The organism is uncultured Maricaulis sp., from assembly GCF_963975345.1.
Taxonomy (GTDB): domain Bacteria; phylum Pseudomonadota; class Alphaproteobacteria; order Caulobacterales; family Maricaulaceae; genus Maricaulis.
On record NZ_CAXBGE010000004.1, the window covers coordinates 61,152 to 74,699 of the forward strand.

The 13,548-nt window shown below is 62.0% G+C and carries 16 protein-coding genes; 10 read left to right on the plus strand and 6 right to left on the minus strand.

The genetic code is table 11. The features are described from left to right. Positions 1–54 precede the first annotated feature (54 nt). Positions 55–222 (plus strand): hypothetical protein, encoded by a 168-nt coding sequence (locus tag AAC029_RS05230; protein WP_339744723.1) that lies wholly within the window; start codon positions 55–57, stop codon positions 220–222. Between the two features lie 229 nt (positions 223–451). On the opposite strand, the gene AAC029_RS05235 is transcribed toward AAC029_RS05230, so the two are convergent. The 3 genes from AAC029_RS05235 to AAC029_RS05245 form a co-directional block, all read right to left on the minus strand. Then, a complete protein-coding gene (locus AAC029_RS05235) occupies positions 452–886 on the minus strand; it encodes a hypothetical protein (RefSeq protein ID WP_339744726.1) in 435 nt (144 codons plus the stop codon). 81 nt (positions 887–967) lie between these two features. Beyond that, on the minus strand, positions 968–1,267 hold the full coding sequence (locus tag AAC029_RS05240; RefSeq protein ID WP_339744729.1) for a HigA family addiction module antitoxin: 300 nt from the start codon (positions 1,265–1,267) through the stop codon (positions 968–970). Positions 1,268–1,292: 25 nt separating this feature from the next. Then, positions 1,293–1,574, minus strand: coding sequence for a type II toxin-antitoxin system RelE/ParE family toxin (locus AAC029_RS05245; RefSeq protein ID WP_339744732.1), 282 nt, complete (start codon positions 1,572–1,574; stop codon positions 1,293–1,295). Between the two features lie 187 nt (positions 1,575–1,761). On the opposite strand from AAC029_RS05245, the gene AAC029_RS05250 reads away from it, so the two are divergent. From AAC029_RS05250 to AAC029_RS05265, 4 genes are all read left to right on the plus strand, one after another. Continuing rightward, positions 1,762–2,910, plus strand: coding sequence for a serine hydrolase domain-containing protein (locus tag AAC029_RS05250; RefSeq protein ID WP_339744735.1), 1,149 nt, complete (start codon positions 1,762–1,764; stop codon positions 2,908–2,910). A 108-nt stretch (positions 2,911–3,018) separates the two neighbouring features. Further along, positions 3,019–4,221 carry a glycine C-acetyltransferase gene (gene kbl, locus AAC029_RS05255; RefSeq protein WP_339744738.1) on the plus strand — a complete coding sequence of 401 codons (1,203 nt, stop codon included), beginning with the start codon at positions 3,019–3,021 and terminating at the stop codon, positions 4,219–4,221. Between the two features lie 70 nt (positions 4,222–4,291). Beyond that, on the plus strand, positions 4,292–4,732 hold the full coding sequence (locus AAC029_RS05260) for a DUF1330 domain-containing protein (RefSeq protein ID WP_339744742.1): 441 nt from the start codon (positions 4,292–4,294) through the stop codon (positions 4,730–4,732). Positions 4,733–4,803: 71 nt separating this feature from the next. After that, entirely contained in the window at positions 4,804–5,913 is a 1,110-nt protein-coding gene (locus AAC029_RS05265; protein ID WP_339744744.1) for an NAD(P)/FAD-dependent oxidoreductase, read from the plus strand. Between the two features lie 17 nt (positions 5,914–5,930). Here AAC029_RS05265 and AAC029_RS05270 read toward each other — a convergent pair whose 3' ends face one another. Further along, complete coding sequence (locus AAC029_RS05270; protein WP_339744746.1) at positions 5,931–6,860, minus strand: polysaccharide deacetylase family protein; 930 nt, start codon at positions 6,858–6,860, stop codon at positions 5,931–5,933. Between the two features lie 193 nt (positions 6,861–7,053). Between AAC029_RS05270 and AAC029_RS05275 the strand changes: the two genes are divergently transcribed. From AAC029_RS05275 to AAC029_RS05290, 4 genes are all read left to right on the plus strand, one after another. Next, a complete protein-coding gene (locus tag AAC029_RS05275; RefSeq protein WP_339744748.1) occupies positions 7,054–7,791 on the plus strand; it encodes a hypothetical protein in 738 nt (245 codons plus the stop codon). Beyond that, a complete protein-coding gene (tdh, locus tag AAC029_RS05280; RefSeq protein WP_339744750.1) occupies positions 7,788–8,816 on the plus strand; it encodes an L-threonine 3-dehydrogenase in 1,029 nt (342 codons plus the stop codon). Before AAC029_RS05275 ends, tdh begins: the two co-directional genes overlap by 4 nt. Before the next feature lie 4 nt (positions 8,817–8,820). Continuing rightward, entirely contained in the window at positions 8,821–9,510 is a 690-nt protein-coding gene (locus AAC029_RS05285) for a nitroreductase family protein (RefSeq protein ID WP_339744752.1), read from the plus strand. A gap of 184 nt (positions 9,511–9,694) precedes the next feature. Beyond that, the gene (locus tag AAC029_RS05290) at positions 9,695–10,366 is read left to right on the plus strand and encodes a nitroreductase family protein (RefSeq protein ID WP_339744754.1); all 672 of its coding nucleotides are present in this window, start codon (positions 9,695–9,697) and stop codon (positions 10,364–10,366) included. On the opposite strand, the gene AAC029_RS05295 is transcribed toward AAC029_RS05290, so the two are convergent. Then, positions 10,363–10,566, minus strand: a complete 204-nt coding sequence (locus AAC029_RS05295) for a superinfection immunity protein (RefSeq protein WP_339744757.1) — start codon at positions 10,564–10,566, stop codon at positions 10,363–10,365. The genes AAC029_RS05290 and AAC029_RS05295 overlap by 4 nt on opposite strands. Before the next feature lie 160 nt (positions 10,567–10,726). Then, entirely contained in the window at positions 10,727–12,370 is a 1,644-nt protein-coding gene (locus AAC029_RS05300) for a long-chain-fatty-acid--CoA ligase (protein WP_339744759.1), read from the minus strand. Between the two features lie 164 nt (positions 12,371–12,534). On the opposite strand from AAC029_RS05300, the gene AAC029_RS05305 reads away from it, so the two are divergent. After that, complete coding sequence (locus tag AAC029_RS05305) at positions 12,535–13,527, plus strand: threonine/serine dehydratase (RefSeq protein WP_339744762.1); 993 nt, start codon at positions 12,535–12,537, stop codon at positions 13,525–13,527. Positions 13,528–13,548 lie beyond the last annotated feature (21 nt).

Here is a 13,548-nt window from a genome sequence, read left to right on the forward strand (position 1 = left end):
TGGACTCTGTCATCCGCCTTGCTGGCGATCTGGTTCGGCTGGCTATTTGTGACGATGTACCGGAACCACCGCGCCTGCTTCGACGAGAACGGGCGGTGCTTCATCGACGGCGTCGTGCACCACGACACAAGCTTTCTCTATTTCTGGATCGCCTTGCTGGCCGCCCTGTCTGGGCTGGGCGGTGTCATCATCGCCAGCCGTCGGGGCCGGTCGGCAGCCTAGGCTTGCGCTCGCTTCGGCAGGACCGGCAATCGCATTGGTTCAGAAATTCAGACCCTCGGGCCTGGAATAACCCATTCACCGCTTGCCGGGATTTCGCCACCGGGGGTCAGCGCCGTCAAGGCGCATGCCCGCTTCGCGGCGCCGAAGGCGGCCTTGACGGCGCTGAACCCCGGTGGCCCCTTGGCTGACAAGCGATCAATGGTTTGGCCTGCGCCAGGGCGCGCAATTTTCAGGTAACTTGCTGGATCCCAGCAGCTCGATCAGGCCTGGCGATGAGCCAGAAGACGAGGACGCTGAAAGAGATGAAACCGGTCAGAGCGGACATTTGCACGATCCGCGTTTCGGATGTCAGCTCAATGACGGCGGAATATGGTGGTGTGAGTGCCGGCGCCACAAGGAACGCGCCGATCAGAATGACCGAAAACGCGACAGCCGCGAGTGTGTAGGGGAATAACCCGGTCCATCCCAGTTTGTTGAGGAGAATATATGTCGGAGTTCCAAGAACAATTGCGACAGGATAGCCAATGATGGCAGAGAAGAAGAGGGCAAAAATTCCCTCCGATGGCGACGTCAGAAACGGCAAGATTACGAAGAAGAGCAAGCCAACGGATAGCGGGGCAATGAGGAAGGCCAGTACTGATCGAATTCGAATTGGTGTAGCCATGGCTCAATTCTAGCAAAGCGAGACGGAGGTCAAAGCGAAAAAGCGCAGGCTCGTCGGCGTTCGTCGCTGCCTATCCCCGCCTCAAGCCGCCTTGTGCGGCGTGATCGCCTCGATGATCGCGGCGCCGTGGTTCACTTGCGCCTCGGACAGATCCCGCAGCGCCTGCAGATTGATCCAGTATTGCGGCGTGGTGCCGAAATAGCGCGCCAGTCGCAGGGCCATGTCACCATCGCAGCGCGCGCCCTCGAGCAGGCGGACGATGCGCGACCGGGGCACGGCGAGCTGTTGCGCCAGGGTTGGCGCCTTGATGGCGAGTTCGTCCATGAATTCAGCCAGATGTTCGCCGACCGTATGGGTCGGGGTCTTGAATGTATTGGTCATGATTGCCGCCCTTTCAACGCAAAACTCAATGATAATCTTCGAACCGCACTTCGTGGGCGTCATTGCCCCTGAAGGCGAATGTCACCCGGAATTGGTCATTCACCGAAACCGACCAACGACCGGCCTGATCGCCGGTGAGGCGGTGCAATCGGTGCGATGGCGGGAAGCGCAAATCGCGGACTGCATGTGCCGCATGAATCCGCTCCAGCAAACGCCGGGTCCGTGCCGCCAGCTCGGCCGGGAAGCCTTTCGGCACCTGACCTTCGAAGACTTGCCGTGTCCGCTTGTCGGCCCAGCTTCGGATCATCCGTTGCGCTCCCGGTTGTGAGGGGTGTACCGTTTGTCGGTACACAAGTCAATTACTTTGTATCTCCTACCGGTACGTGGCGGAGTTTGTTGACCTCCCCCGCACGGGATCGCTCCCGCCAGTTTCCCGCTACCCACCTGTCCGCAACGCGCCTAGCTTTCCTTCAAGCAACATGAAGGAAACGCCCATGCGTACCCTGCTCGCCGCCGCGACCTCACTGGTCGCCCTGACCGCCGCCGCCCACGCCCAGCCTGATGGCTGGACAGATGCCGAAATCGCCGGGCTCGATGCATCGATCCAGCAGCTGATGGCGGACCAGGAAGTCGTCGGGTTGGCTTATGCGCTCATCGACGCCGGCGAGGTCGAGCATGTTGCCTCGTTTGGCTATCGCAACCAGGAGCATGAATGGCCGCTTGAAACCGACACCATCATGTACGGCGCCTCGCTGACAAAGGCGGCCTTTGCCTATTACGTGCTGATGCTGGTCGATGAGGGCCGGCTTGATCTCGATACATCGATCGCGGACTACCTGCCGCGCCCGCTGCCGGACTATGAGGAGTGGGCCGATCTGGCCGATCAGCCGCAATGGCGCGATCTGACGGCGCGGATCATCCTGTCCCAGGGAACCGGCTTCGCCAATTTTCGCTGGCTGGAGGAGGACGGTCGGCTGCAATTTCACTTCGCGCCCGGCGAACGCCAGACTTATTCCGCCGAAGGCTTCTACATTCTCCAGCACGTGATTGAGGAAGGTCTGGGCCTTGATTTGAAAGCGGAAATGCAGACGCGCATCTTTGATCGCTTTGGCATGACCGACACCTCGATGCAGTGGCGCCCGGACTTCCGCGACAACCTCGCCGACGGCTATGCGATGGACGGCACGTTCGAGCCGCATGACGAGCGCTCAGGCGTCTCCGCTGCCGGCTCGATGGATACCAGCATCGCCGATCAGGCGCGGATGTGGGCCGGCTTCGTGACCGGTGACGGGCTGAGCGAGGCGTCGCGCGATGAATTCATCGCGCCGTCGCAAGTCATTCGCTCACCTAGTCAATTTCCGACCATCACGACAGCGGAGGACCCCCGCGCTGCGGCGATCGGGCTGTCGGGCGGGCTTGGCCTGATTGTCTATCACGACGAAAACGGGGTCTGGTTCGACAAGGGCGGGCATAATCCCTGGACCGGCAATCGCGCCATTTGCCACGAGGAAACCCAGCGCTGCATCGTGCTGCTGGCCAATTCGGTACGCGCCGAGCTGATTTACCCGGCCATTGTCGAGCAGGCCATGGGACCAAATCCGGTGCCCTGGTGGTGGATCTATCCCGAGCAGTTTGTTGATTGATCTGGGGTTATCGTCTTGAGGCAGGCAATTGATCGCGCGCCGGGATGACAATCGGAGGCCGGCCTAATAGAACTGCCCCCAACGAATCCCGCCCCAGGAGCCCCCGCCATGTCCGCCGCTTTCTATTCCGACCTGACCGAAGAACTCGCCCGTATCGACGCCGATGGGCTCTACAAGCGCGAGCGGATCATCACCTCGGAGCAATTCTCCGAAATCGATGTGACGGCGGACGGTACCAGCCATCACGTCATCAATTTCTGCGCCAATAATTATCTCGGCCTCGCCAACCGACCCGAGCTGATCCAGGCCGCGAAGGATACGCTCGACAGCCACGGCTTCGGCCTCGCCTCGGTGCGTTTCATTTGCGGCACCCAGGACATCCACAAACAGCTCGAAGCCAAGATCGCCGCCTTCACCGGCTGCGAGGATGCGATCCTTTATGCGGCGGCCTTTGATGCAAATGGCGGCGTGTTCGAACCCCTGCTGGGCGCAGAGGACGCGATCATTTCCGACGCGCTCAATCATGCCTCGATCATTGACGGCGTGCGTCTGTGCAAGGCGAAACGCTATCGCTATGCCAATTCCGACATGAGCGACTTGGAAGTCCAGCTCAAGCAGGCGAAGGCCGATGGCTGCCGCCACGTCCTGATCGTCACCGATGGCGTGTTCTCGATGGATGGCTATATCGCCAAACTGGCCGAGATCGTCGCCCTGGCGAAGAAATATGATGCCCTGACCATGGTCGATGATTGCCATTCGCATGGCTTCATGGGTGCCAAGGGGCGCGGCACGCCGGAGCATTGCGGCGTGTTCGGCCAGATCGACATCATCACCGGCACGCTCGGCAAGGCGCTGGGCGGAGCGATGGGCGGGTTTACCGCGGCGCGCCAGGAAGTGATCGACATGCTGCGCCAACGCTCGCGGCCCTATCTCTTCTCCAATTCGCTGGCGCCAGCGATTGTCGGCGCCTCACTCAAGGCGCTCGACATGGTCGCCGAGGGTGATGCCCTGCGCGCCCGCCTGTTCGACAATGCCAAGCGTTTCCGGGCCGGCATGTCAGCGGCCGGATTCGACCTCCTGGAGGGCGAACACCCGATCATTCCGGTCATGCTCGGCGATGCCAAACTGGCCCAGCAAATGGCCACCAAGCTGATGGGCGAGGGCGTCTATGTCACCGGCTTCTTCTTCCCGGTCGTCCCCAAGGGCAAGGCCCGCATCCGCACCCAGATGAGCGCTGCCCACACCCCGGAAATGATCGATCGCGCCGTGGCGGCCTTCACCAAGGTTGGCAAGGAGCTGGGGGTCATCTAGCGCCAAGGGACATGTACCTTTGGTACGTGTCCCGACCCGGAAACCCAGCACCCACCCCGGAGCCCACACCATGCAAGTCACCAACGAAGTCCTCCCCACCGATCCCAAACAGATCGACGAAATGATGCAGCCCGGTCCTGCCGGGCCGGTCTTCATGGTCAATATGTTGAAATTCAAGGATAAGGCCGAATATGCCGACGGGCGCGAGTGCGCGCTGACCGGGCGCGAGGCCTATAATATTTACGGCAAGGCGATCATGAAAGTCCTGCCGGAGTTTGGCGGCAAGCTGGTCTTCGTGGGCAACACCACCTTCCTCGCCCTCGGCCAGGTCGAGGAGCTCTGGGAGGAGGTGGCGATCATCATGTATCCTGATCGCGCCGCGCTTTTGCGCATGTCGATGGCGCCGGCTTGGCAGGACATCGCGGTGCACCGCGAGGCCGGCCTCAAGGGTCAGCTCAATATCGAGACGGTGATGCCGCCGGCCCTGCTGGCGGGGCTCGCCAAGGGGTGAGGCCGCGCCTGCGATCCTGTTGACACCGTCTTGTGGCTCGGGGATGGAAGAGGGGCGGCGGAGGGGACTGAATGGCTTTCGAGACAGACGCGATCATCATTGGGGCTGGCGCTGTCGGTTTGGCGACTGGCCGGGCCTTTGCGCTGCGCGGGCATGAGACCCTGGTGCTGGAGGCCGAGGCGGCTATCGGGCAGGGCATTTCGGCGCGCAATTCCGAAGTCATTCATGCCGGGCTCTACTATCCGACAGGTTCGCTGAAAGCACGGCTCTGCGTGGTTGGACGGCAATTGCTCTACGCCTATCTCGACAAATACCACATCGCGCATGAGCGCTGCGGCAAGCTGGTCGTGGCGACCCGGCCGCACGAGGCGGCACGGCTCGAAGCGATTCTGAAGCAGGCGCAGGAAAATGGCGTTGAAGGCCTGCAACGCCTCAGCGGTGAGCAGGCGCGGGCGCTGGAACACGAGCTCAATGCCACAGCGGCGATCCTCTCACCCTTGAGCGGTGTGATGGACAGCCATGGCTATATGGCCAATCTGGCGGGTGAAATCTCGGCGCTGGGCGGGGCGGTGGTGGTCAATACACCCTTTGCCGGCGCAACACCGCTCGAGGGCGGCGGCTTCGTGGTCCGCACCGCCGGTGAGGCGGCGACGGAAGTGACGACGCGTTATCTCGTCATCGCCGCCGGCCTCGGGGCCCAGGCTGCCGCTGCCACGGTCGAGACCTTTCCGGCCGCGCAAATCCCGGCCCTGCATTATGGCAAGGGCGTCTATTTCACCTGTGCCGGCAAGGCGCCGTTCAAACACCTGGTCTATCCGCTGCCGATTCCCGGCGCGCTGGGCACGCATTATCGGCGTGACCTCGGCGGTCAGATGCGGTTCGGCCCCGATCTCGATTTCGTTGATGCGCTTGATTACAGCGTTGATCCGGCGCGCGCCGCGGCCTTCTACGACACGATCCGCCGCTTCTGGCCCGGCCTCAAGGATGAGGCGTTGGTGCCGGATTATGCCGGCATTCGCCCCAAGCTGCACGGGCCGGGCGAACTACAGACCGATTTTCGCATCGATGGCTCCGATGCCCACGGCCTCGCCGGCCTGATCGCCCTGTTCGGGATTGAAAGCCCGGGCCTGACCTCTTCGCTGGCGATTGGTGATGAGGTTGTGCGGCGTCTGGTAGATTGAGGGCTTGAGGCCGCCCGCTAGTGGTCCGGCGACGAGAAGACGTGGCGCTCTTCCAGGAAGGCCTCGATTTGCGCCTCTTCGATTGCCCTGTGGGTGAGCGTGGCCGGCTCGATGCCAGCTTGCACAGCCAGGGCGCCGACTTGACCCTGACGGGTCATCAAGGTCTCTGGTTCAATCGCCGCGATCGAGTCGGCATAGGCCTCGTCAGGGCTGATCAGCGTCCAGCCAGCCGCGCGCAGGGCTACGATCAACTCGTCGATAAACTCCGCTGCCAGATCGTTTTCGTGCAGCAGGATCACATGGGCCGGCGAACGCCCAAGGGCCGTCAGGGCCTGCGCGTCATAGAAGTCCACCGCGCCCAGGATGATCTCGACATAAGCCGCGCCGAGCGCTGCCTGATCGACCTGCCGCCCGGAGCGCACCGCCGCCTGCCAAAGGCTTTCGATATACCAGTCGTAATCATCAACCGTGACATAGCCATTGCGCAGACCGCGCTCGGTCAGAGCTGCGCGCACGGCATCACGCTTTTCGAGCGGTGTGCCCTGATCCAGATAGGGGAAACGAAACCAGGGGCGTCGGTTGGGCAGTCCATCCAGCCGCGTCTCCGCGAGATCAATCTCGGCGATATAGGCGTCGGCGTCGGTTCGGCTCAGCCATGGGTGGCTATTGGTGTGATTGGCGATGAGATGGCCAGCGTCTGCATAAGCTCTGATGCGGGACCGGCCCTCCTCGGTATCAAGCCCCTCGGTCTTGACGAAGAAGACGACGGGCGGCGCGTTCACGGCGCGCAGGCTTGCGAGCAGGACCTCGGCGCGTTCGGTGCCGGAATAGAGCGGACCGGGTCCGCGCGGCGCGTCGTCGAAGGAGAGGGCGATCCGGCCGCGTGGTGTGGGCTCCTGAGCTGCTGCGATGGGGCCCAGGCCCGCCATCAGCGCCAATCCGAACATGACAACTCTCACGCCACACCTCATTGCAGTCTGGAACCTTCGCTCTGCCCCCAGCCTCATGCAAGCGGCGCCCGGTTCATGCTTGAGTATATCGGAAGTCCAGGAAAAGCCCACTGACGTGCCATCGCCCTTGACCTTGCCCGCCCGCTGCGGCCTGATCCGGTGCGGAACAATCGGGCGGAGATAAAGCTCTATGCGTGCATCGAATTTGGCCTTCATCGCAGCGATTTTGGCTGCCGTCGCGACGCTGGTCTTCCCGATCCTGTTCGGCTCGGCGCCTGATCTCGGTGCGGCGCCGATGGCGGCCGGGTTCAAAACCCCGATCCTGGCGCTCGAATTTGCCCGTTCGGCCGATGAGCTCACCTTCTTGCAGGGCGATTCGGCGGCCGGGCTGCGCGCCTTCCTGGTCCATACCCAATCGCTCGACCGCTTCTTCCCACTCGCCTATGCCGGCATGGCGGCGCTGTTCTTTCTCGCGCTCGGCCTGCGACGCCCTGGGCGCTGGCTGGCTTGGGCTGCCCTTGCGGTCGCGGTGGTCACCATCGGTGCCGATTGGGCCGAAAATGCCGTGCTCAACCGGCTGTTGGCGGAGATATCCGCCGGTGATGCGCCGCGCGCCGGACTGCTGGCCGCTCTGCACGGGCATACCTGGATCAAGTGGGGGCTGATTGGCCTTTATGCGGCCCTGTTCAGCGTCTTGATGTGGCAGGACAAGCGGCGCCTGCTGGCGATCCCCAGCATAATCGCGGCCCTCGCAATCGGCGCGACCTGGCTGAGCGGGTCCAATGGTCAGGTCGCTGAAATCATGAGCACGCTGCTCATTCCTTTCATGCTGACTTTCCCTCTGGCGGCGGTGCTGTATCTTCGCGACAAATCTGCGCCGTCACCGACAGACGCGTCGCAACATCACGAGCGCGAGGAAACGCCATGAAGGCCCTGGTCAAGGCAAAGCCCGAAGAAGGCATTTGGATGCAGGACGTGCCGATGCCGAAAATCGGCCCGGACGATGTGCTGATCAAGATCCATAAAACCGCGATCTGCGGCACCGATATCCATATCTATAACTGGGACGATTGGGCCGCCAAGAATGTGCCGACACCGATGGTGGTCGGGCATGAATATTCCGGCGAGATCGTCGACCGGGGTGCCAATGTGAAACGCGTCGAGATCGGCCAGCGCGTCTCGGGCGAGGGCCATGTTGTCGGCACTTTGTCGCGCGCCGCACGCGCCGGCCGTTTCCATCTCGATCCCGATACCCAAGGTGTCGGCGTCAATATTCCCGGCGCTTTCGCCGAATATCTCGCTCTGCCAGCCTTCAATGTCGTCAAACTGCCCGAGGAAGTGACCGACGAGCTCGGCGCGATTCTCGATCCGCTCGGCAATGCGGTACACACGGCGCTGCAGTTCGATCTGGTTGGTGAAGACGTGCTCGTTACCGGCGCTGGCCCGATCGGCATTATGGCCGCCGCCATCGCACGCCATGTCGGCGCGCGCCATGTCGTGCTGACCGACATCAATACTCACCGCCTGCACCTGGCCAGCCAGGTCGTGCCACGCGTCCACACCGTCAATGTCGCCGAGATTGGCCTGAAAGAAGTGATGGCCGAGCTTGGCATGAGCGAAGGCTTTGATGTCGGGCTGGAAATGTCCGGCGCACCGACGGCCATCGGCGCGATGCTGGACGCGATGGTGATGGGCGGCAAGATCGCCATGCTCGGTCTGCCGTCCAAGCCGATCCCGGTTGATTTTGGCTCGCTAGTCTTGAAGGCGATCACACTGAAGGGCGTCTATGGCCGCGAAATGTTCGAGACCTGGTACAAGATGATCGCGATGCTCGAAAGCGGGCTCGACGTCAGCCGCGTGATCACTCACCGCTATTCAGCGGATGAGTTCCAGAAGGGGTTTGACGCCATGCGTTCGGGCAAGTCTGGCAAGGTCATCCTGGACTGGAGCTGAGCCCATGATTGATGAACACCAGGGCGATGCCAAGCGCGTGCCGCTGACCGATTATGTCGAATATGCCCCGGCTGAAATGCTCAGCCGGGCAGCCGCCTTCGCGCGGCATCTCAAGCGCCGCCGCACCGTGCGCGATTTCGCCGACCGGCCGGTCGATGCGAAGATCGTCGGGCATGCCATTGATGCCGCCGGCACCGCGCCCTCGGGGGCCAATCACCAGCCTTGGCATTTCGTCGTGATCCGTGATCCGGAGCGGCGCAAAGCCCTGCGTGAAGCGGCGGAAAAAGAAGAACAAGCCTTCTATGAAGGCAAGGGCGGCGAAGAATGGCTTGAGGCGCTGGCGCCGCTCGGCACCGATAGCGCCAAACCCTTCCTCGAGACCGCACCCGTGCTGATCGCCGTCTTCGCCCAGAAACGTGGCGGCGAGCGCATCGGGCAATCGAAGAAGAATTATTATATCAATGAAAGCGTCGGCATCGCCTGCGGCTTCATGCTGGCGGCCTTGCACGAGGCCGGTCTGGTGACGCTGACCCACACACCCAACCCAATGAAATTCCTCACCGAGATTTGTGGCCGGCCGCTCGATGAGAAGCCCTTCATGCTGATTGTCGCCGGTTATCCGGCCGAGGATGCGACGGTGCCCGAGCATGCGTTGATCAAGAAAACGGTCGGCGAAATTTCAACTTGGTTGTAGCAGTGGCGCTTTTATTTCATAGGCTCGTTCCGGGGTGAAACGTCGGTGTCGTCATCGCTTCTGAATACATGCCATGTTAATAACAATGCCCGATGTTATCCGCAGGCAATGCTGTTCCCGCGCTTGGTTTTACTTCAAAATCTGAACGGTCGCACTTGTCGTTTGGGTTAGGCGGGAGCGGGCAATGACAGCATCGGATGGGGATAGGGCGACACGCGCGTTGATCGAGCGTGCGCAGCAATTATCACGGCAAATGCAGACAAGGCGTTCGGTGCGCGCTTTCGCCGACACGCCGGTGCCGCGGGAGGTGATCCGGGCCGGGCTCGAAATCGCGGTCAGTGCGCCGAGCGGAGTCAATCTTCAGGCCTGGCGCTTCGTGGCGATCTCCGATCCCGACATCCGCAAGGCGGTGCGCCAGCTGGCGGAGGAGGAATGGGATGAGTTCCTCGTGCAAAACGATAACAAGCCCTGGCTAGCGAACAAGTTGCCCGGCTGGCGCCCCGATCCCTGCGCGGTGATTGAAGAGGCACCCTGGCTGATCGCGATCTTCGCCAATGAGACGCCGCTTGGTGCCGAGACGAGCGGTCGACGCAAGTTGCATGTCACCGATTCGGCCTGCATCGCGACAGGCTTTCTGGTCTCGGCCTTCCATCAAATGGGGCTGGAAACGCTGGTCCATATCCCGGCGGCGGCGGACTATCTTGAGGAAATTGCCATCGATTCCGAGGGCGAAAAACTGGTCATGATAGTGCTCGTCGGCCATGCGGCTGAGGGAGCTATCACGGCCGCCAACGCCGTCAACGCATCCAAGAAGCCATTTCACACCGTCGCCATGATGCTGGAATCGGGGGATTAAGGGCGCACGCGTCGGCGGATGGCAGTGAAGCTCCAGATCAGGGCGATGAGCCAACCGATCCCGGTCCAGCCCAGCAGCACGTTGGTCAGGAAGATGGCGAAGCTGTTGTCATGGCCGCGCAGCAGGGCGATCAGGGTTGGCAGGAAGCCAATGATCAAAACGGCGATTGCGCCTTCCGGCCCCATCAGATGATACTCCATAACGTGGTTTCCTTATCGACTTTCGATATGAAATTACGCCGAACCACGACCCGGCACAAGGCCCATGATGCGGGATTGGATGCGCACCAATCCCTCCTGACGCAAACAGGCCCCGGGTGGTCGCCCAGGGCCTGCTCGTGTTGACAATGAGACTGTCGGATCAGCTCTCCACTGACGGGAATTCATAGCCGGCATAGATTTCGCGCAACTTGGTCTTGAGGATTTTGCCAGTCGCGCCGATTGGCATTTCCGCGATGAATTCAACCGCATCGGGCAGCCACCATTTGGGCACCTGACCGCGCAGATAGTCGATGATCGAAGCGGCATCAGGTTCGGCGCCTTCCTTGAGCTGGACGACCAGCAGGGGCCGTTCCTGCCATTTCGGGTGGGGCATGCCGAAGGCGGCGGCCATGGCCACAGAGGGGTGTCCCATTGCCGCATTTTCCAGATCGATCGAGGAGATCCATTCACCGCCGGTTTTGATCACGTCCTTGGAGCGGTCGGTGATGGTCATGAAACCATCGCCGTCCATGAAGGCGACATCGCCGGTCTTGAACCAGCCATCATCGGTGAAGCTCTCCGCACCGGCACCGCGATAATAGGACGAGGCGATCCACGGGCCCTGCACCTGGACGTGGCCGGAGGATTTGCCGTCCCAGGGCAGAATGTCGCCGGCATCGTTGACGATGCGCATGCCGACGCCGAATACCAGCCGGCCCTGTTTCAGTTTGACCTTGATCTGGGCCTCGCGGTCCAGCTTGTCGTGCTTGGGCAGGAGATTGTTGACGGTGCCGAGCGGGCTCATTTCCGTCATGCCCCAGCCTTGCTGCATGACGACGTCATACTCGTCCTCATAGGCGCGCAGCAACGCTTCGGGCAGCGCCGAGCCGCCGATCAGGACGCGCTCGACGCTGTCGATGCGCTTGCCGGTTTTCTGCAGGAATTGCAGCAGGCCGAGCCAGACGGTCGGCACGCCGGCGACGTAATTGACGTTTTCCGCTTCGATCAGCTCGTGGATGCTGGCACCGTCCATCTGGGCGCCGGGCATGACCAGTTTGGCGCCGTTCATCGGTGCCGCATAGGGGATGCCCCAAGCGTTGACGTGGAACATCGGCACCACGGGCAACAGCGTGCCGCGGGCACCGACGCCGATCACGTCGGAGGCAGAGGAGGCCATGGCGTGCAGTACGTTGGAGCGGTGGGAATAGAGCACGCCCTTGGGGTCGCCCGTCGTGCCGGAAGTGTAGCAAAGGCCCGCAGCAGTGTTCTCGTCGAACATCGGCCAGTCATATTGCGTGCTCTGGTCGGCGATCAACTCTTCATAGGTCAGGCATTTGGTCGCAACGCCGTCCTTATAGGTGGAATCGGTCATCAGCACCCAGTGGCGCACGGACTTGCATTGTTTCGAGATCGCGTCGACGAGCGGCGCAAACGTTTTGTCGAAGAAGACGGTTTTCGATTGGGCGTGATCGAGCATCCAGATCAATTGTTTCGGGTCGAGCCGCGGATTGACGGTGTGAATTACCGCGCCGATTCCCGAAATCGCGTAGTAGAGCTCGAAATGCCGGTGTGAATTCCATGCGATTGTCGCGACGCGGTCGCCTTCGCGGACTTTCAGTTTTTTCTGCAACGCATTGGCCAATTGCTTGGTGCGCTGGTGGGTGGCGGCATAGCCCTGGCGGTGGATCAGACCGCTTTCGGGCAGGCGGGTGACGATTTCCTGATCGCCATGGCATCGGGCGGCGTGGACCAGAATGTCCGAAATCATCAACGGACGTTCCATCATGTGTGCGCGCAAGGTCATCGTGTCTCCCCTTGGATATCAACCAATTTCGCAATGCTCTGTTTTTTTCTTATCAAAAGGCTTCCCGCCCCGCCGCGCAATCCCTTTGCGCGGCAGTGCTGAAATGCTTATGCGTTTAAGCGTGTTTGGCGGCCGGTTTCGGCCCGATCCGGAGTGTTGAGACCATGGCGTCTGCAGTTTTCGATCTTCCTGGCCATGCCGATGTGCTCGACGCCGCGCGCCAGCTCGCCGGCCAGGCCGTGCGCACGCCGCTCTTGCGCAATGATGTCCTCGACGAACGGCTCGGCGCGCGCATCTTCGTGAAGGCTGAGTGCCTGCAGCGCACCGGCTCTTTCAAATTTCGCGGCGCTTATAATCGGATTTCCAGACTTAATGCCGAGGAAAAGGCTCGCGGTGTCATCGCCTACAGCTCCGGTAACCACGCCCAGGGCGTCGCTGCGGCGGCAAGGTTGGTCGGCACCCACGCCACCATTTTGATGCCCGCCGATGCGCCCGTGGCCAAGGTTGAGGGCGTGCGCTTCTGGGGTGGCAAGGTGGTCTCCTACGACCGTGCGAGCCAATCGCGCGAAGAAATGGGCGCGCGGATCGCGGCCGAGGAGGGCCGCATTCTGGTGCCGCCCTATGAGGACAAATTCATCATTGCCGGGCAGGGCACGGCGGGGCTCGAAGTGGTCGAGCAGCTGGCTGAGCTTGGTCTGGCGCCCGATATCCTCTCGGCCCCCGCCGGTGGCGGTGGGCTGATTGCTGGCACCGGACTGGCGGTCAAGCATGCCCATCCGGATGCGCAGATCTGGGCCGCCGAGCCGGCTGAGTTTGATGATCACCGCCGATCGCTCGAGGCAGGCGAGCGCGTCGCCAATGCGCGTCTGACCGGATCGATCTGCGACGCCATCATCACCCCGACACCCGGCGAGCTGACCTGGCAGCTTAATGCCCGCCAGCTCAGTGGTGGCGTCGCCGTCAGTGATGACGAAGTGCTGGCCGCAATGGCCTACGCTTGGCGGCATTTGAAGATCGTGATCGAGCCGGGCGCCGTGGTCGCGCTGGCCGCCGTGTTGACCGGCAAGCTGGATGTCACCGGCAAAACCGTCTGCGTGATCGCAACGGGCGGTAATGTGGATCGGGCGGTATTTGCGCGGGCGCTGGAGCTGGGATGAGGGCGCAGTAGGTTTTCGGGT